This window comes from Luteolibacter ambystomatis (assembly GCF_018137965.1).
Classification (GTDB): domain Bacteria; phylum Verrucomicrobiota; class Verrucomicrobiia; order Verrucomicrobiales; family Akkermansiaceae; genus Luteolibacter; species Luteolibacter ambystomatis.
In genome coordinates, this window is record NZ_CP073100.1 from 1,041,649 (window position 1) to 1,059,622 (window position 17,974).

13 protein-coding genes are annotated in these 17,974 nt (G+C 62.8%); 6 read left to right on the forward strand and 7 right to left on the reverse strand.

Features of this window, described 5'->3' with window-relative positions:
- Positions 1–73: 73 nt before the first annotated feature.
- Genes hisD through KBB96_RS04070 form a run of 4 tightly spaced genes read left to right on the forward strand, consistent with a single transcriptional unit; the run spans position 74 to position 3,509 of the window.
- Positions 74–1,366: a histidinol dehydrogenase gene (hisD, locus tag KBB96_RS04055; protein ID WP_211632578.1), complete on the forward strand. Its 1,293-nt coding sequence runs from the start codon at positions 74–76 to the stop codon at positions 1,364–1,366.
- Positions 1,367–1,375: 9 nt separating this feature from the next.
- Entirely contained in the window at positions 1,376–1,996 is a 621-nt protein-coding gene (locus tag KBB96_RS04060) for a TPM domain-containing protein (RefSeq protein ID WP_211632581.1), read from the forward strand.
- A gap of 14 nt (positions 1,997–2,010) precedes the next feature.
- Positions 2,011–2,745 (forward strand): TPM domain-containing protein, encoded by a 735-nt coding sequence (locus KBB96_RS04065; RefSeq protein ID WP_211632584.1) that lies wholly within the window; start codon positions 2,011–2,013, stop codon positions 2,743–2,745.
- A gap of 5 nt (positions 2,746–2,750) precedes the next feature.
- Positions 2,751–3,509, forward strand: a complete 759-nt coding sequence (locus KBB96_RS04070; RefSeq protein WP_211632586.1) for a hypothetical protein — start codon at positions 2,751–2,753, stop codon at positions 3,507–3,509.
- 61 nt (positions 3,510–3,570) lie between these two features.
- On the opposite strand, the gene KBB96_RS04075 is transcribed toward KBB96_RS04070, so the two are convergent.
- The 5 genes from KBB96_RS04075 to KBB96_RS04095 form a co-directional block, all read right to left on the reverse strand.
- Positions 3,571–7,743 (reverse strand): LamG-like jellyroll fold domain-containing protein, encoded by a 4,173-nt coding sequence (locus KBB96_RS04075; RefSeq protein WP_211632588.1) that lies wholly within the window; start codon positions 7,741–7,743, stop codon positions 3,571–3,573.
- Between the two features lie 226 nt (positions 7,744–7,969).
- The gene (locus KBB96_RS04080; protein ID WP_211632590.1) at positions 7,970–8,464 is read right to left on the reverse strand and encodes a PEP-CTERM sorting domain-containing protein; all 495 of its coding nucleotides are present in this window, start codon (positions 8,462–8,464) and stop codon (positions 7,970–7,972) included.
- Between the two features lie 308 nt (positions 8,465–8,772).
- Entirely contained in the window at positions 8,773–9,231 is a 459-nt protein-coding gene (locus tag KBB96_RS04085) for an RDD family protein (RefSeq protein WP_211632591.1), read from the reverse strand.
- 75 nt (positions 9,232–9,306) lie between these two features.
- Positions 9,307–12,915, reverse strand: a complete 3,609-nt coding sequence (locus tag KBB96_RS04090) for a PVC-type heme-binding CxxCH protein (RefSeq protein ID WP_211632593.1) — start codon at positions 12,913–12,915, stop codon at positions 9,307–9,309.
- A gap of 147 nt (positions 12,916–13,062) precedes the next feature.
- The gene (locus KBB96_RS04095) at positions 13,063–13,923 is read right to left on the reverse strand and encodes an AraC family transcriptional regulator (protein WP_211632595.1); all 861 of its coding nucleotides are present in this window, start codon (positions 13,921–13,923) and stop codon (positions 13,063–13,065) included.
- Between the two features lie 93 nt (positions 13,924–14,016).
- Here KBB96_RS04095 and KBB96_RS04100 point away from each other — a divergent pair, with 93 nt between their 5' ends.
- Positions 14,017–14,898, forward strand: a complete 882-nt coding sequence (locus tag KBB96_RS04100) for a phosphoenolpyruvate hydrolase family protein (RefSeq protein WP_211632597.1) — start codon at positions 14,017–14,019, stop codon at positions 14,896–14,898.
- Between the two features lie 20 nt (positions 14,899–14,918).
- A complete protein-coding gene (locus KBB96_RS04105) occupies positions 14,919–15,365 on the forward strand; it encodes a cupin domain-containing protein (RefSeq protein ID WP_211632600.1) in 447 nt (148 codons plus the stop codon).
- 345 nt (positions 15,366–15,710) lie between these two features.
- Here KBB96_RS04105 and KBB96_RS04110 read toward each other — a convergent pair whose 3' ends face one another.
- Positions 15,711–17,165, reverse strand: coding sequence for an inorganic phosphate transporter (locus KBB96_RS04110; RefSeq protein ID WP_211632602.1), 1,455 nt, complete (start codon positions 17,163–17,165; stop codon positions 15,711–15,713).
- 10 nt (positions 17,166–17,175) lie between these two features.
- Entirely contained in the window at positions 17,176–17,802 is a 627-nt protein-coding gene (locus tag KBB96_RS04115; RefSeq protein ID WP_211632605.1) for a DUF47 domain-containing protein, read from the reverse strand.
- Positions 17,803–17,974: the final 172 nt, after the last annotated feature.

The window sequence follows — 17,974 nt, forward strand, 5'->3', positions numbered from 1 at the left end:
TCCCAGTGGGAGCCGGTTAGGAATCAGGCTTGGCGTCTGGGGATTTTCTCCTGATAGTGCCGCCGTCTCCCGAATGAAGATCCTCCGTCACAGCGATCCCGGTTACGCCTCGTTCATCAAGCGCCTCAACCGCCGGGCGATTCCCGATCCGGGAGTGCGGGAACTCGTCGGTGAAATCATCTCCGAGGTCGCCGCGAACGGCGACGGGGCGTTGCTGGCCTACACCAAGCGTTTCGACGGTGCGACGCTGACGGCGAAGGAGCTTTTCGTGAGCGAGGAGGAATTCGCCGCCGCGGAAAAGGCGGTCACTCCGGCCACCCGCCGCGCCATCGCCCGCTCGCTGAAAAACATCAAGGCCTTCGCCAAGCACAGCCTGCGCAAAGACTGGTCCTACAAGAATGCCGAGGGCGCGACCGTCGGTGAACGCTTCACTCCCTTCGACCGCGTGGGCGTTTATGTCCCGGGCGGCAAGGCGCCGCTGGTTTCCACAGCGCTGATGACCGCCGGTTTCGCATTGGCGGCGGGCGTGCCGGAAATCATCGGCGCGACTCCTTGCGGTCCGGATGGCAAGGTGAACCCCGCCGTGCTCTACGCGCTGCGCAAATCCGGTGCCACCGAGGTGATCAAGGTGGGCGGCGCGCAGGCCGTGGCCGCGCTCGCACTGGGCACGAAGAGCATCCGTCCGGTGGATATGATCGTCGGCCCGGGCAACCGTTTCGTGGTCGAGGCGAAACGCCAGCTCGTGGGCGCGGTGGCGATCGACCTGCTGCCGGGACCGAGCGAGGTACTGATCCTTTCCGACAAGACCGGCAATCCGGAATTCATCGCCGCCGACCTGCTGGCCCAGGCGGAGCACGCCGGTGACAGCGTGGTGGGTTTCCTCACCGACTCGAAGGCGCTGCTCGACAAGGTGCTGAAAGCGGTGGACCGCCAGATCCTGACCCTGTCCCGCAACAAGTACATCCGCGATGTGCTGAAGGGCGGCACCTTCGTGCTGCACGTGAAGTCGATGGACGAAGGCATCGCGATCGTGAATGACTTCGCACCGGAGCACCTTTCGCTGATTTGCGCGGATGAGAAGAAACGGCTCGCCCAGGTCCGCACCGCGGGTGCGATCTATGTGGGCAACGATTCGCCGGTGGCGGTCGGCGATTTCCTCGCCGGACCCAGCCACACGCTGCCGACCGGTGGCGCGGGCCGCTCGTTCTCCGGGCTGCGTGCGGACCACTTCCAGCGCCGCACCAGCATCGTGAAGCTCGACAAGGCGGCGGTGCGGAAGTCGCTGGATGTCGTGGAAGAGTTCGCGCGGATCGAGGGGCTCGACGCGCACGGTCGCTCGACCGCCATCCGTCTGGAACACCGCTGAGCCTTCCCTATGTGCGCCCGGCCGGACGAGACCCCGCGCTATTCCGCCCAACGGTTTGCGGCGGGAAAGACGGTCTGTCCGTCCTGTCTGGTGCATCTGCCGCAGGCCGCGGCGGCATGTCCGTCCTGCCGCTTCAGCGGTGAGGACACGATGAAGATGTTCCCGCATCCACTGCCGCCGCTGCAGCCGGTGCTGGATGCCGCGAACCTGTGGTCGGAATCGGAACGTTCGACGATTGTCCGCCGGGTGAAGAAAACCCGCCACCGGTTTCCCCAGATCCACTGGAGCCTGTGTACGCTGGATGCGGCGGCCATCGACAATCCGCGCTTGTTCGGCTTCTGGATGCTCAATGCCAGCCCGCTCGCGGAAGGCGAGACGGCTGACCAGCGCGCGTGGACCGTGCTGATGGTGATCAATGGCGCGACCGGCAAAGCGGCGATCGTTCCCGGCTATGGTGTGGAGCCATGGTTGAGTGATGACCAGTGGCACAAGCTGCTGCTGGAGATGACGGTCGCGTGGGGCAGGGGACGTCGGGGGCTGGCCGTGGTGAAATTTTTCGATGCTGCCGAGCGCTTGCTGCGCCGTGCGTGCAGGCAGGCCCGCAAGAAACTCCGGCATCAGGAAAGATGATGAAACGGGTGGTCATGTTCCTGCTTCTGTTCGTCCTCGGGTGGCATCCCGCGCGGGCGGAAAGTCCGTCTTTCGAATACGGACCACGGCCGGACAATTCGATCTATGATCCCGAGCAATCGCTTTCTCCGGAGATGGCGAAACGTCTCGGCGATGAGTTGATCCACCTGCAGAGCCGCGAGCGCGCGGATGTGATCATCGTCCTGCTGCCAAGCATCGGCGAGCTGCCGCCGGAGCATGTGGCGCGCCGGTTCGATGAAGCGTGGGGCAAGGACGTGCTGCACGCGGTGGTGCTGGATGTGGCCGGTCGCAATGACGGGCCGTGGATTCATGTCGGTGGCGAGGTCACCAACAGCGATCGCAAGGAGGTGATTCCGCGGATGACCAAGGACGCGCTGCGGTTGGCCCGCCAGGAGCCGGACCGGGAATCATGCCTGCGCTCGGCATCCATCCAGACTTCGGACATCCTGCGCTACCTCAAGGGCAAGGTGAAGACCCAGGTGGAGGTCTATCAGAGCGAGCGTTTCCGCGAGCGGCAGCAGAAGGAGCGGGATGCGGAGCAGAGACGCATTCTTCTGGTGTCCGCTGCCGCCGGAGTGGTGCCTTTGGCTGGCGTCTTGTTTGTGATCGGTTCTGTGATCTGGCGTTGCCGGAGCCGGCGTTTTCCGGAGATCATCTGGACCCGGCGTCTGGGAGCTCCGCATGCGGGAGGAAACAACGCCGTCATCGATCTCGGTCCCTCACGCTAATCGTCATGAACCCGCGTTCCATCTTTATCCTCGTTCCCGTCCTGGGCTTGCTGCTGGCTTCCTGCAAGGAGGAGCAGGCGGCACCACCCGCTGTGGTCGCACCGTCCGGGATGGATTTGCCGGTCTTGAAGATCGAACCGGGCGACTACTGGAGCTACCGCGTGCGCATCGAGATTCCGGCTGGAGTCACGGGCGATCAGGCGGCGGCGGTGGATAGCACGCACCAGCGCACGCGTACCTTTCTCGGCAAGACGCCTTTCATCCCCGGTTCACCGGATGTCGATTGCTTCGAGGTGATCGCGCCGAATTCGCCGCCGATGAGGGAGTTCGTGAATATCTTCGAAGATCGTGTGGAACTGCGTGGCGATTGGGCGATGAAGAATGCGGAGAGCCGTCCGATCGTGCTGCCCACACCGGTGGTGTTTTTCAAAGCCGGATTGCAGGCGGGTGACACCCTGCCGATGCCCACAGGCGTGGGAGTGCCCGGCAGTGAGGCGGTACGGCAACGTGTCTGCGCCGTCATCGGCCGCGAGGAATGTGTCGTGCCCGCCGGAAGTTTTCCCTCGGTGCGGATGCTGATGAACGGGCTGGATGGCAAGATCGAGACACGCCGCACGATCTGGTTCTCTCCCGGCACGGGCATCGTGAAGGAAGAGCGCATCCGCTATGCGGAAGGCAAAGTCATCGTGAAGGAAACCCACGAGCTGGCGGAGAAAGGGCACAAGGCGCTCACGGAACGCCCGAAGGCTCCGGGACCGGAGTAGAGCGAACGGTTGTCGGACTGCGGCGGCGGATTCCATCCGCCGCCACTCCTTGGGGGGCTTTCTACGGTCTCGTCACTTTCAGCCGCAGGAATTTCTGCGGCGCACCGGCGGTGGCGATGGTGGCCTTGATCACCCGCGTGGTGCCGTCATCGGAGAGTGTCTGTTCGCTCACCGAGGCGGGAGTCCAACCGGTCACGTCGTTGCTTTGGAGCACCGTGTATGTGAGGTCCGTGGCCGCGAGGTTTTTCCGATAGGTGAGGCTCAAGGTGCCGCCCGTTTTTGAGACGGTGGGAAACAACGCACTGTCCGCGGACTGCGGATTGGAGTTCAACGCGTACTCCATCAGGTTCGTCATGCCATCGCGGTCCGGGTCCGCGTTGTCACCGGCGGTCGCCGGAGTGTTGGCGGCGGCGCCGAACTTTGCGAAGCGCCAGTTGTCCGCAGGCAGGTCCTGGATCGTCACCGTTCCATTCGAAGGACTGGAAACATAGTAGCCGGTGCCATTGCCCGTAGTGAGAATCACCGTTTCCGGTCCTTCCGCGAGGGCGTCCGTCACCGGAACTACGGCAACCGTTGTGGATGAGGCTCCGGCAGGAATGGTCACGGTGGTGGGGATGGCGGTGTAGTCGCTGCCGGGAGTCGCGGTGCCGGAGACGGTCACGTTCACGGTCAGCGCGGCGGTGGTGGCGGCATCGGCACGGGTGACGGTGAAGACACCGTTGACCGGCCCCTGTTCCTTCGCCGTAGGAGTGGTGGCGGTGATGGTGACGGCGGCGGGCGGATCGGACATCTTCGCGATCTCGGCGGCGGAAAGCGAGCGATTGAACAACGACACCTCATCCATCGTGCCCTTGAAGGTGCGGGTGCTGGAACTGGTGTCCTGGCCGATGCAGAGCTTGCCATCGAATTCCTCGATGGAATGGGAGATTCCATTCGTGGCGGAGACGAGACCGGTGCCCGGATTCATGTAGATGGTGGCCTTGGATGGCTCCACGACCAGCGCGACGAAGGTCCAGACGCCATCCGGCGGCGTGAGCCCGGAGTTCCAGTTGTAGGTGCTGCCGGAGTCGTTCCAGGTGTAGCGCAGCTCGTTGCTGTTGCCGAAGGTGAGGCCCGCCACGGTGTTCCCCGCGCGGCTGAAGACAATGCCCGCAAAGGAGCCCTGGGTGCCATTGCGCTTGATCCACGCGCTCATGGTCACCGTGTTCGAGTTCAGGTTGAGCGCGGGCACCTCGACACGGGAGCCGTTGCCATTGAACACGAAGGCATTGTTCGTCGCGGCGAAAGCGGGATAGGCGGTTGGGCGAGGTCCGGCTTGTCCCAGGGTCAGGCTGCCGACCGTGGTGCCGTTGCGGGCACCCACGTAGTCGGTGACGGTGGTGCCGGAGGTTTCATTGAGACGCCAGTAGGCGAGAGGTCCCTGGATCTCCACCGCCCGCTGGTAGCCGGTGCCGGAGGCCTGCACCGTGAGCGTCGCTGCATTGCTGGGTGTGGTGGTGGTGCCATTGGAGACGACCACGCGGTAGTCCGCCGCGTCGCCAGTTTGCGCGGGATCGATGGTGTAGGTGGAGGAGGTCGCACCGGGGATGTCGGTGCCATTGCGCTGCCACTGGTAGCTGAGCGGGCTGCTGCTGGTGATGGTGGCGGAGAAGGTCACGGTCGCACCGGCATAGACGTTGCGTGACTGCGGATGACCGCTGATCTGGAAGCCGCTGCCGACACTGGCGAAGCTGGTGTTGTCGAACTTGAACCAGTGCGGGTTCGGATTGGTGCTCGGGCGGGCCAGCGTGAACAGGCCCACATACATCTTCTGGCTGAAGGCGGTGGCCATGGTGCGCGTGCCGAGCTGGGTCCACGTGGTGCCATCCGTGGAGCCGGAGGCGGTGAAGGTGGTGCCCGCGCGCTGGAGCTTGAGCCAGGTGTAGGTGCTGCCGAGATTGCTGCCGGTGTCATAGCCACCGGGGGTCACATTGTCGCTCGATTGCAGGTAAACGCCGTTGTTTACCTGTTTGTAGAAGGAGACATAGCGGTCGCCCCACTCGATGCCCGGATTGGCGGAGAGATTCTCGCGGAACATCACGCCGCCGCACCATGAACCATCGAAGGCGACGGCGTCGAATTGCGAGCTGTTGCCGGTTCCCGTCGAGGGCTTGCCCGCCACGCGGGTGATGATGGTTTCATCTCCGGTGATCTCCTGCCACGCGAAGTTGAATTGATCGCCGATCATCGACCACGTGCCGTTGTTGTAGGAGCCGGCGGATCGGAAGGAATGGAGGCCGATGGCGGAGAATGTCCACGGCGATTCATCCGGTTGCATGACGGTCACGTCCACCGGAGCGGAATCGAAGCTATAGTTCACGCTGCTGCGCGTGCACATCACGCGCGCCTTCAAATGGTTCGCACCGGTGCCCAGCAGGGCGGTGGTGCTGATTGGCGAGCTGGTTCCATTCTGGCTGGCGTAGATGGTACCGCCACTGAAGTAGCGGGCTGAGGAAAGGGTGTTGCCATTCGGGGTGACGGTGGCCGTCATGGCGGCGGCATCCGCGTTCACGGTGACACCGGGAGCGGGAGAGGTGAGGGTGATGGTGGGTTCCGTGCCTGCGGGGACCCGCGACCAACTGCTCTCGGTCATGGAGGTTCTCGCCACGCCGGGGCCTTCCCAATAGAGCCTGAGTTGGTCGTCGTCGCCGGAGGAGGAAGAGCCCTTGAAGTACTGCACCTCCACGGTGTGCCTGCCCGCCTTCAGCGGTAGCGTGCCGGTGAGTTCGGAGCCGCCGGAGTGCACCCCGTCGTTGCTGATGGTGGTGGCACCGTCGATGATCAGCTTGCTGCCGTCGCAGGAACCGAGGGAAAACATCCACAGGCCGTCGGTGGGGATGTTGACGTAGCCGGTGAACTGGCAGACGTAGGACGTGTGCTTTTTCCGGACGGTGAGGTCGGGGTAATTCACCGATCCCTGGAGAACCGGGGTGCCGAGCGTCGTGAAATCGGGGAGCGTGGTACGGGTGGTCTCGTAGTATTTGTAATTCAGACCCGGGGCGGTGGTGCCTGGGGATGACGCGTTGGCCAGGGTGGGGGTGGTTGCGGTGATTGCGGCCGTAGTATTGGTCTGGTCGAAGATGTCCGTGATGGTGAGCCGCACGGTGGGGGCGGGCAGGCCGGTGGTGGAGATCACGCACTCGCTCACGTCCGGATCGATCTTCGAGACGGTCATCGCCGGGGTGCCGGAGGTGTCCGCGGTGGCGAAGATCTCCACCTTCCAGGCGAACTGCGGCGAACTGGTGTCTGGCACGGTCCATTTCACATGCACTTGGTTCGCGATGGCCTGTGCGGTCACATTGTTCACCACCAGAGCGTCGAAGGTTGGCACCGGCGGCGTGGCCAGCGTGTAGGTCAGTTCTTGTGCGCCCGGCCCCATGTTGCCCGTGTAGGAGGCACCGCTGCACGTTTCGAAGAACCCGACGGTGTCATTCTCCATCAGGCCGGAGGTGCCTTTCTCCGTGGATTGGCGGGTGGAGGGTTTGAAGGTGGTGGCGGCCTGCCAGGTATTCTTCCGATAGTAGATGTTGCGGAACTCGGCGCGGCGCGGATTGGCGTTGCCATGGGAAAAGTCCTCCAGGAAGCCCGACATGGTGCCGTCGAACTTCGTCGCGGCGAAGGGGATGTTCATCGTGGCGATGTGGCTCCACTTGCCGGTCACGCCATCCTTCAGCCATTGGCCGACGCGACCGACGTTAGCGGGATTCCCGGTGGGCCGCCAGACGCGCAGCGCGGAGGGATACCATACGTTGGTGGTCATGCTGCGCACGTTTCCCGCCTCGACCTTGCCGGAGGCGCCTTCCCCTACGGAGGGTACGTCATAGAACGGCGGGTTCCACCACAGCGGTGTGACCGAGTCCCCGGAATTGATGGGGTTGCCGACCGGCCAGAAGCTCCAGATGTAGCCGTTGTTCCGGGTGCCGGTGGTGCCGCTGGGGCTGGAATCGAGCGTGGTGCCGGAGTAGAAGAAGACGCTGTGGCCGGCGTCATCCTGCACGTTGTTGTAGTAACGTGCGTTGTAGGTGCTCTCCGGCCAGTAGGGGTAGCGGACCTCCTGGTAAAGGATGTCCGATCCGGACTGGGTATTGAAATTGTAGTATTCCGCGGTGGATGGCAGGGTGAGGGCGGACCATGCGAGGGCGCCGAGCAAGCCTGCGGCAGTCCGGCTTCCCGACTTCAAGGGGCTGGTAATCATGGGCTTTTGCAAAGAGACGAAACGAGGGGAATCTCGCAGCGTTTTTGCAAATGGGAAGTACGCAATAAGCGAAGGGTGCCTTGGTTCCTGGGAAATCGGACAAGTGACCAGCTAAGGATACGTAACTGCCTCTAAAATCGAACTCAAATGTTTGAATAAAAGAAAGGGCGCGACCCGCTTGCGCAGGCCACGCCCCGTTTGGGGGGAGAAAGTATTTTGCGCCGGATCAGCGGCGGCGGCGGAGCACGATCAGTGCGGAGCCGAGCACACCAAGCATGGCGGAGGCTGGCTCGGGGACCTGGGTCCAACTGATGGCGTAGAGACCCGCACCATCACCGGAACCCTGCAGGTTGATGAGGAACGACTGGCTCTTGAAGAGGTCCGGCTGGACGGTGAAACTCTCACCAGCAGATACGCCAACGAAATCGAAATCCACATTGAGCGGCTGAGCGCCGAGGAAGGTCACCTGGATGGCCTCGCCTTGGTCGAAGCTCAGCGACGGAGCGGCAGAACCGTTGTCGTTCTGATAGGCGTTGTCGACTTGGAGCGTGGAACCATTGGCGGCGTCGAAACGGACATCGCCGTAACCCGGAACGTTGATGATCAGCGGGTTGGGAGGGAGCGTCGTGCCTTCATACCCGACAAAGTCGAGCGTGAAACCCATGGATGAAGCCATGGTGGCACACAGGGACGCGATCGCTAACGCAATCGTGGTTTTCATTGGGTGGGGGGATGGGGGAACTGGTCCGGGGGGCTGGACCGCCGTTAGAACAACCGATTTCAGAAAAGAAATCAACTAAAATGTGTTATCTTTCTGTTGGATGGAAAGATATGCTAATTGGAAAGAAATCCAATTAATCAACAAAGCCGTGGTAAGTAGCACGGAGTCGTGAGACTTCGGGTGGTGGAGATCCGCCATGCTCCGTGCGAGTCCGGTTCGCCCTCAAGTGGCTGGCGGGCAGTGAAGAGAGGAGAGAACCGGGGCGGTAATCTTCGCCCTCTTCTTCCTCACCGACCATTGGGGATTCCTCACCGCTCCACCACGGCGGTGCCGGTCAGCAACTCATGCCACGTCCGCCGTGTCTTGCTGATGGTGGCCCAGACGAGACCGAGAGAGAAGGGGGCCACGGAGACGATCTTGGCGAGGTTCCTGGCGAGAGCCTGGAACAAGCCGGGCCGTTTTCCTTCGAGATTGCGGACCTTCAGGCCCATCAGCTTTTTGCCAAACGTGCCCGCCCATGGCGAAACCTCGGCAAGGGTGCAGTAGAGCAGCCAGACGCCGAAGGTGCACAGCGAGATGATCATCTTCGCCTTGCGTGCGGCAATGAAGGCGGCAGCACCGGACAGGGGATCGTTCGCGGCCAGCGGATTGACCCGGAAAATCTGGATCGAGACAATGATTCCGATCAGCCAGATGGGAATGATGTCGATGATATAAGCGACGAGTCGCTTGATCGGGTGGGCGGTGTTCCAGACGTGATTGCGCATCAAGGGGGATTGCAAAATGCCACCGGAAGCATTCGGGGGGCAAGTTGCAAATCCGCTTGGCTACGGAACCGGATGTCAGTGAACGGCTTTCAATTCATCAACCGTCCACGGAACCATTTTACGAGCGTCAATCTTCGGACGCTGGGACTGGATATCGGACGCTTTCACCGGCTCCTCGCGGAGTCCTCCGAATTGGTAGCGCACGTAGTTGATGACTGAGGCCAGTTCGTCATTGGTATGGGGGAAGTGGCCCGGCATCACGCTGTCGTAGGTGGTGCCCGCCACGCTGACCTTGCCGGTGAGTCCGCCGAGCACGATCCGGGTCATGGTGGCCCGATCACCCTTCACCCACTCGGAACCGGCAAGCGGCGGGAATGTGGCGGTGACTCCCTGGCCTTCCGGCTGGTGGCATTCCACGCAGATCTTCATGTAGAGATCGCGTCCGGCAACGAGATGGTCCGGCAGCTTCGCGGCTTCCTTGGGAGCGGTGGTCGGCTGGTTCATGGCCACGGTGAGCAGGTGCCGTGCGGCCGGGGTGTTCGAGTTTTCGAGCAAGGTCTTGAGACGATCGCGGTCCGGGCCGTTGGCTGCGACGGTGGCGATTTCGATGGCTTCCTGCGGCAGGTCGTAGACGGACTTGGTCAGGCGGTCGATGCGCAGCTCATCAAACCAGGCGCTGCCACTGGCTTTGCCGAAGGCTCCGATGGTGCAGTTGATCTGGCAGTCTCCATCTTTCGGCGAGGTGAACTCGAACGATACCGGCGTCCAGTCACACGTGCCCTCGATAGGCTTGGTGCTCGATTGGCTGCCGTGGAGATTGATGATGGCCCCACGGCCGCCTTCGGTCTTGAGGTCGGTCTTGATGAAGGCGGTGAGCCGGTAGCGGCGTTCCGGCTCCAGTTTCACCGTGATGCCGACCGATGAATCCGTGGGCTCTTTGGAGGTGAGCTTGAGGGCCTTGCCGGTCCTGCCTTCCGGGACGATGGCACTGGTGAAGCGCGGCGTGCCGGAGGGAACCCATTGGAAGGCTCTCCAGCCACCGGAGGGAAGATCTCCCGCGGCTTCTTCAAAGGACCCGTTCGGCAGCAGTGAAGCGGCCACCGGATCGTTCTCGAATTGGAGCTGGGGCAGCAACCCGGCGAGAAAGGGAACGGCATGGCGCCGGGCGGCGAAGCGCCAGGCATCGAGCAACGCGGAATCGGTCTTCGGAGCGTCCATCGGCATGGCCTTCGCGATCGCCGCGCCGATGGCATCGTCGGACGGTGAATCCGCGGCGGCAAGCAGGGTGAAGAGCTGTTCGCGGGGAGACTGCTGCGAGGCGATCAGGCGCGGCAGTTCCTTTGCTACGATGGCATCCGTACCTCCCAGTGCGAGCAGGGCGTGACGGACGACGAGCGGATCGGAATCCGTGAGGCACTTGCGTACGGCCTCCAGGGCGGGACCATCCTTCTTCAGCAGGCCGAGACCTTCCAAGGTGTGGATGATGGCGGTCTGGCAAACGCCCTTCTTCATGGAGAGCCCCCGGAGCAGCTCCGACTCCACGTCCGTCTTGCCGCGCTCCACCAGCAGGCGCTGCGCCATCAGTCGTTCGTCGCGGGATGCTCCGACAAGCGTGTACAGAAGATCCTTCGGGTTGGTCTGGTCCAAGGTCGCCAGCTTCCGTGCTCCTCCATCCGGCACCACGCGCCAGATGCGGCCATGCTGGCGATCGCGTAGCGGAGTCACGTAGGCATTGCCCTTGCCCGGACCGGGGGCGCCCGTTTGGTAGGGGCTGTGCGGCTGGTCGTATTTGCGGGCTGGGTTGTAGAAACGGAAGACGACGTTGTGCTGGATGATGGGATTGTACCAATCGGCGATCCACACCGCGCCATCCGGACCGGGACGGGCCTCGACCGGAGCGGACCATGCATCCGCGCTGGCGTAGAGATTGTTGCCGCGGAAGTCGGTGGCGAAGAGCGAACCGCTGGGCCTGATGCGGCCGAGGCCGACGATGTGGGCGGTGGGTTCGCAGACCAGCGCGTCGTGGTCGTCGAGGTTCATACCCGCCAGCGTGTCGGTATAGAAATCATGGCCCGCGCCCGCGGTGTAGCGGTCGATCTGATCGACCTGGGTGAAGTCCGTGGTGATGGGGAAGATGGTGGTGGAGGTATCCGCACGCGGCGTCTGCGGCGGTTTCATGCCCCAGGCTTCGTAGTAGCGGTTGGGGATCGAGAGGTTCCAGCTCGGATTGTTGTTCGCGGTGGAGCCCATCACATCGCCCGCATTGGTGAAGCCGAGGCCCCAGGTGTTGTTGGTGGTGCTTTGCAGGACTTCCAGATCGGAGAGATCTGACTTGAAGCGGAAGACACCGGAGCCGTTCTTGTGAACCTTGCCATCGGTGGTTTTCACGGCGATGCCGCTGTAGCCCACGGTGGCGTAGATCCAGTTGTCATCGCCGTAGCGGAAATGCGAGGTGCAGGCGTGGGTGTCGGAAATGCCGAGACCGGTGGCCAGCACCCTGCGGGTGTCCGCCTTGTCGTCGCCATTGTCATCCTTGAGAAAGACGATCTCCTCGCCATCGGTGGTGACCACGCCGCCATTGGCGAAGGTGAAGGCGGTGCCGAGCTTCAGTCCTTCCGCGAAGACGGTACGCTTGTCCGCTTTGCCATCGCCATTGGTGTCCTCGAGGATCACGAGGCGGTCCTGGCCCTTGCCTTGGCCGGGCGCGTCATTGGGATAGTCCATGGCCTCCATCACCCAGCAGCGGTTTTTCCAATCCCAGTCGATGGCGATCGGATTGATGACCAGCGGCTCGGCGGCGAAGAGTTCGAGATGGGTGCCAGCGGGGACCTGGGCATGCTTCGCGCTGTCGGTGGGCGAGAGCGGCTTTTGGAGCTGCATCATCGGGACGTCCGGATGAGAACGGTTCGGAATCTCCGGCGTGTAGAGGGTGAGGGCGGGGAGGTTCAGAGCGCGCCAGCCATTGGCGCGGTTGTTGGCCGCCCACAGGATGCCGCGATAGACCAGCTCCTGCCACGCGGGCTGGCTCCAGCAGCGCATGTCGTGGCCGCTGGCGGTGTAGAACACGCGGCCTTTGCCCTGGGTGCGGGTCCACGTCCATGGCTCCGGCTGGGTCTCGCCCTTGTTCATCGGCTCGCGCACCTGGAGGATGCGGCGGTCGTTGGTGGTGTTCTTGTGGACGTAGGTTTCGTCCCAGCAGTTGAGCGCGGGCAGCCCTTTCATGAGCGGGTCGTTCGGCTCGATGGTCTTCGGCGAGAACACCCCGGTCTCGTGGCTGGCGAATTGTCCGCCGACGAGGGAGAACCAGTCCTGCGAGGGATGGAAGCAACCGACCGCGGAATGCAGCGCCACCAGTGCGCCACCATTCTCGACCCACGGACGGATCGCGGGTGGCACCGGTACTTCCTCATGGTTCGCATAGACGATGAGGACGTCGTATTGGTTGAGCTTCGCGGTGGTGATCTGTTTCAGATCCTCCACGAAGGTGAGGTTGAAGCCCCTCGGTCCATAAACCTGCTTCAACACGCGGTAGCAGCCGATCGGCTTGTGATGACCATCATCCCCGAGGAAGAGAATCTCCAGCCGCCTGCCATCCTGTGGAGCGGCGTGGGCCACGGGAATGAGCCCGGCCATCGCGGGCAGGAGCAGTGCCAGAAGGAACCGGAACAAAGGGCGGAGATTCATGAAGATCGTTGGGCGATACGAATTGGAAAAGCCTCTATAAACGATCCAGCGTGCTTCTCATACATCAGGCAGGACTCCCGATAGTCCTATGTGGGTTTTACGAGCCCGAAAGGCTTTCATACATGCCTCTTTGGGGGCAAGGAGGCTTCACCTCCGGTGCTCGGACGGTCGCCAGCCCACCCACTTCTTGAAGGTGTTCGAGAACGTATTCGGGTTCTGGTAGCCGACCTCCCGGGTGATGGACTCCACTTTCATGTCGGTGGTGGAGAGCAGGTCACGGGCGCGCTGCATGCGCAGGAAGGTGACATGCTGCATCGGGCTGCGGCCGAGTTCCTCCTGGCACAGGCGGCGCAGGTGTTCGCGGCAGACACAGGCGCGCGCGGCGAGTTCGTCCACCGTCCAGTTGTGCGCCAGAGATTCCTCGACCTGCCGCCACAGTTTCCACAGCCGCGGGTCGGCCTGGTGCGGCTGGGCGAAGTGGAGGACATGGGAATGGATCAGTTCCACCCACAGATGCACATGCGCGGGCGACTGGCCGCCCTGGCATTCCGCGTGCAGGCCTTGGATAGCCCGGTAGAGAGGCCATGGATCGTAGGCGCCGAGCACAGGGGAAGTGGAGGAAACGATGGGGTTCGATTCACGGGACTCGTGATAGCGCACCCAGCAGATCTTCCATGGTTCGCGGCCGGTGTATTTCATCTGGTTGGTGACGAAAGGCGGCAGCAGGCAGGCCTGTCCGGCCTCGATCCGCCGCCACTGGCCGTCCGCCTTCACCTCGCCCTCGCCGCCGATGCAGGCCATGAGGAAGGTGCCGGACTGGTCGGGACGGGCCAATTCAAAGGGGCCGCTGGCCTCCCACACGCCGACGTGGGCGATGTGGTGCTTGTCCAAGGCCGGGCAAACCGGCGCGTCGTTCAGCCAGGTGCGGTGATCCGATTCATCCGCACGGACCACGTGCATGCGGGTGGGGACGCTGCCGGTCAATGGGTATGGGTTTGCGGCGGACATGGGTTGATCGAATAGACGAACGTGCCAGACCTATTCTTGCACGTGATTCCATCCCGAGTCAAAGGTGCTTTCCAGATAGAACTACTTCACGCCATGCCAAACCCCTGGACCGGAATCGGAAACCCTTACACGCGCGAGGAAGTGCGCGAGCGCCTCACCAAGACTCTTGATGCCGGCAAGGCGATCATCGCCGCCGGTGCGGGGACGGGTATCAGTGCGAAATTTATCGAAAAGGGCGGCGCGGACCTCATCATCGTCTATAACAGCGGTCGTTTCCGCATGATGGGCCACGGCTCCACCGCGGGCATGATGGCCTACGGTGATGCCAATGCGATCGCCATGGAGATCGGTGAATACGAGGTGCTGCCGGTGGTCGAGGAGATCCCGGTGATCTGCGGCGTGCATGCCACCGATCCCCGCCGCCGCATGTGGCACTGGCTTGGCAAGGTGAAGGACATGGGCTTCAGTGGAGTGAACAATTTCCCCACCCACTGCATCGTGGACGGACACTTCCGCCGCGTGTTGGAGGAGACGGGCATGAGCTCGAAGAAGGAGGTGGAAATGGTCGCTCTCGCGCGGCGCATGGATCTCTTCAGCATCGTGTATGTGGACTCTCCGGAAGAAGCCGCGGCGATGGCCCGGGCCGGTGCGGACTCCATCATCGCGCACGTCGGCACCACGGTCGGTGGTTCCATCGGTGTGACCGGTGCGGTGATGTCGTGGGACAACACGCTCAAGCGCACGCAGGCGATCATCGAGGCGGCGCGTGCGGAGCGGGATGACATTTTCTTCCTCTGCCACGGCGGCCCGATCAACACGCCCGACGATGCCGCGCGCGTGCTGGAAGCCACCGATTGCGTGGGTTTCGTCGGTGCCAGTTCGCTGGAGCGCATGGGGGTGGAGGAATCGCTCACCAACCTGACGCGGGATTTCAAGAAGATCGCGGTGCCCGCCGCCGCGAGATTCAACGGCTGAGTCGCGTAACGATCCGAATCATGGAACCCAGCCAACGCCGGTTCGTCCAGAACCACGAAGCCCTTTGCGAAACCAATGCGTGGACGCACAACGAATGGTTGTGCCGTCCGGACGTGGTGGCGGCGGAGAAGCTGCTGATGGTGCGCGCGACGATGCCGCCGCACCATTGCCATCCCTTCCACGTCCATCCGCACCGCGAGGAGATCATCCATGTGGTTTCCGGTCGCGCGGAACAATGGGTGGGGGAGGAGTCCCGCATCCTCGGACCGGGCGAGATCGCGCACATTCCGCCGGGGATTCCGCATGGGACCTTCAATCCGTTCGATGAGACGCTGGTCTTCAACGCGATCCTGTCACCGGCCGTTCTGCCGGACGATCTGGCTGCGGATGAAGACCCACGCGAAGTCGCGGCGGAAGCGCCATGGAATACGATGCGCGATGGACGTCCGGAATGCCGGGTGCTTTGAAGATCCAATGATGAGGTGGCGCGAGGCTCCTTCCTCGCTGATCCGGTGGATGATTCGCGACGATCATCCACCCCGTTTTAGAGCAACGGCATGAGTCGTGAGGCGGGAGTCTCGCGCCACCTCGGGAAGTCTTGTAGCCGGAGTCGTGAGACTTGCCTCCGGCCATGCCAGTGAGCGGCTTCGCCGGGATTGGATTCAGTCGCTACCGCTCCTGCCGCATTCGGGCTGGGTGAACTTGCCCTCATTCCGATGCTCCGCTTTGGGTGGGTCGGGAGCGGACTGGACGTGCAAGCGACTCCGCATGTTCGCACAACCTGAAGTCTTACGACTCCAGCTACGCAGAAATCATCCTGCGATCTTCAGCCACAGCCACATCACCCCGTAGGCGACGCCACCGGCGGCAGGAAGCGTGAGCACCCATGCGCCGAGGATCTTCTTCACGATGCCGCCGTCGATGGCGCTGAAGCGCTTCGTTGCTCCCACGCCCATGATGGCGGTGGTGATGGCATGGGTGGTGGAAACGGTCATGCCCATCTGGCCGGTTACGGCGAGCAGGGTGGCCGCGGTGGTTTCCGCGGCGAAGCCGTGGACTGGTTGCAGCTTCACCATCTTGTGACCCATGGTCTTGATGATGCGCCAGCCACCGGAGGCGGTGCCCGCGGCCATGATGAGCGCGCAGATGATTTTGATCCATGCGGGCACGTCCGGGGAAAGATCACGGACCTTGCCAGCGGCGGCGGCGAGCGGGTCCTTGCCGTCTTTGGAGGCCTTCGTCATTTCTCCTTCGAGAGTCTTGAGCCAATCGGTCGGCTTGCCTGCGACCATCGGGCCGAGGATCGGCACCTTCGGCATGAAGCGGGCGGCCTCCTTTTCAAGAGCCTGTTGGTGCGCCTGCTTCGCGCTCGTCCGCTCGCGTTCAGCGGCGGCGGCATCGCCATCCGCCTGATAGGCGATCGCGGCCAGCGCGTGGAAGGACTCCTTGAATTCGCCGGTCTGGAGCTTGTCCGCCTCGGTTGCGAGGATGGCGGCGACCTGGGGATCTTTCGAGCCCTTGAGGATCGCCTGGATCTGATGCTCGGCCACGGGGGACTTGTCCATTTTGAGGAAACCCATCCACGACGGCAGGTGCTCGAACGAACCCGCCGTGGTGGCGGTGACGAGCGCCAGCGTGATGATGCCCATCGTCTTCTGCGCATCGGCGAGGCCGTGGGCGAAACCCATGTAGCTGGCGCTGAAAATCTGGGCGCGTCCGAAGAAACGGTTCACCCACATCGGTTTCGCGTTTCGGAGGAGCGCGTAGAGGATCGTCATCACGATGAAGCCGCCGACCAGGCCGACCACCGGCGAGGTGAGCATCGGCCAGATCACCTTGTGAAGCACGCCCTCGGAGACGACCTTGCCGTCCTTGATCTTTTCGGCGGACCAGATGATTGCCTTCCAGTTGCCCTGTGAATTGGCGAGCGTGGCACCGCAGAGGCCTCCGACTAGCGCGTGGGTGGAACTGGAGGGCAGACCCAGCCACCAGGTGAGGAGATTCCATGAAATGCCGCCCACCAGCGCGCAAATGATGGTGCCGGTGGTGACGAACTTGGCATCCACCAGACCGGACGACACGGTCTTCGCCACCGCATGGCCGATCAGCGCGCCGAAGAGGTTGGTGAACGCCGCGAGCATGATCGCCTGCCGCGGGGTGAGGACCTTGGTCGAGACGACCGTCGCGATGGAGTTCGCGGTATCGTGGAAACCATTGATGAACTCGAAGGCCAAAGCCACGAGGATCACGACGATGATCAGCGTCATGGCGGGCGCGTCAGGAGTTTTTGTAAGCGATCTGCTTGGCGATGTTGCCGACATCGCGGCAGCGGTCGAAGACCTTCTCCAGCAGGTCGTAGAGATTGGAGACGATCACCACGAGGAGGGTGTCGTGCTTGCCGCTGTAGAGGTCCTTCAGGCACTCCAGCATGAGCTTGTCGGCATCCCCTTCGATCGTCTGCATGCGGTCGTTGAGCTCCTTCATGCGGACGATGTCCATGCCCCTGCGCAGCGCGTGGATCATCTCGATCACCAGGCCGGTGGCTTCATCCAGCATTTCCGCGTGGCGGTGGAAATCGACGGAAGCAGCCTTGTCCGGACAGATCAGATAGCGCTCCACGAATTTCTCGACGGTCTTCGGGATCTTGTAGAGGGCGGTGGAGAGGGCCTCGATGTCCTCGCGCTCCAGGGCCGTCACGAAGGTTTTCACCAGCAGATCGCTGATTTCCTGGGTGATGGCCTTGTCCTTTTTGCGCATGCCGCCGAATTCATCGAGCGAGGGGGCGGGCTGGAGGCGCAGGATGCGGGTCAGACCGCCGATGCTCTGCTGGGCCTGCTCGGCGCTGGCGGTGAGCAGGTCGAAGAAACGGTCTTCTTTGCCGAAAAGGCGTTGGATGGAAATCATGGGACGGGCGGCGATTGTGACGAAATGGTCACACGTGGCAAGCCGCACAAAGAGGAAAGTCTGGCAGATTACCGCCGCCAGCCACCGAGTTATGCCATTCGGGCCTCCCTTTACAACAGGAGGTCCGGCTGCTAACCGGGAGGTCCGGTCCGGATGCGTTCACCATTCATCC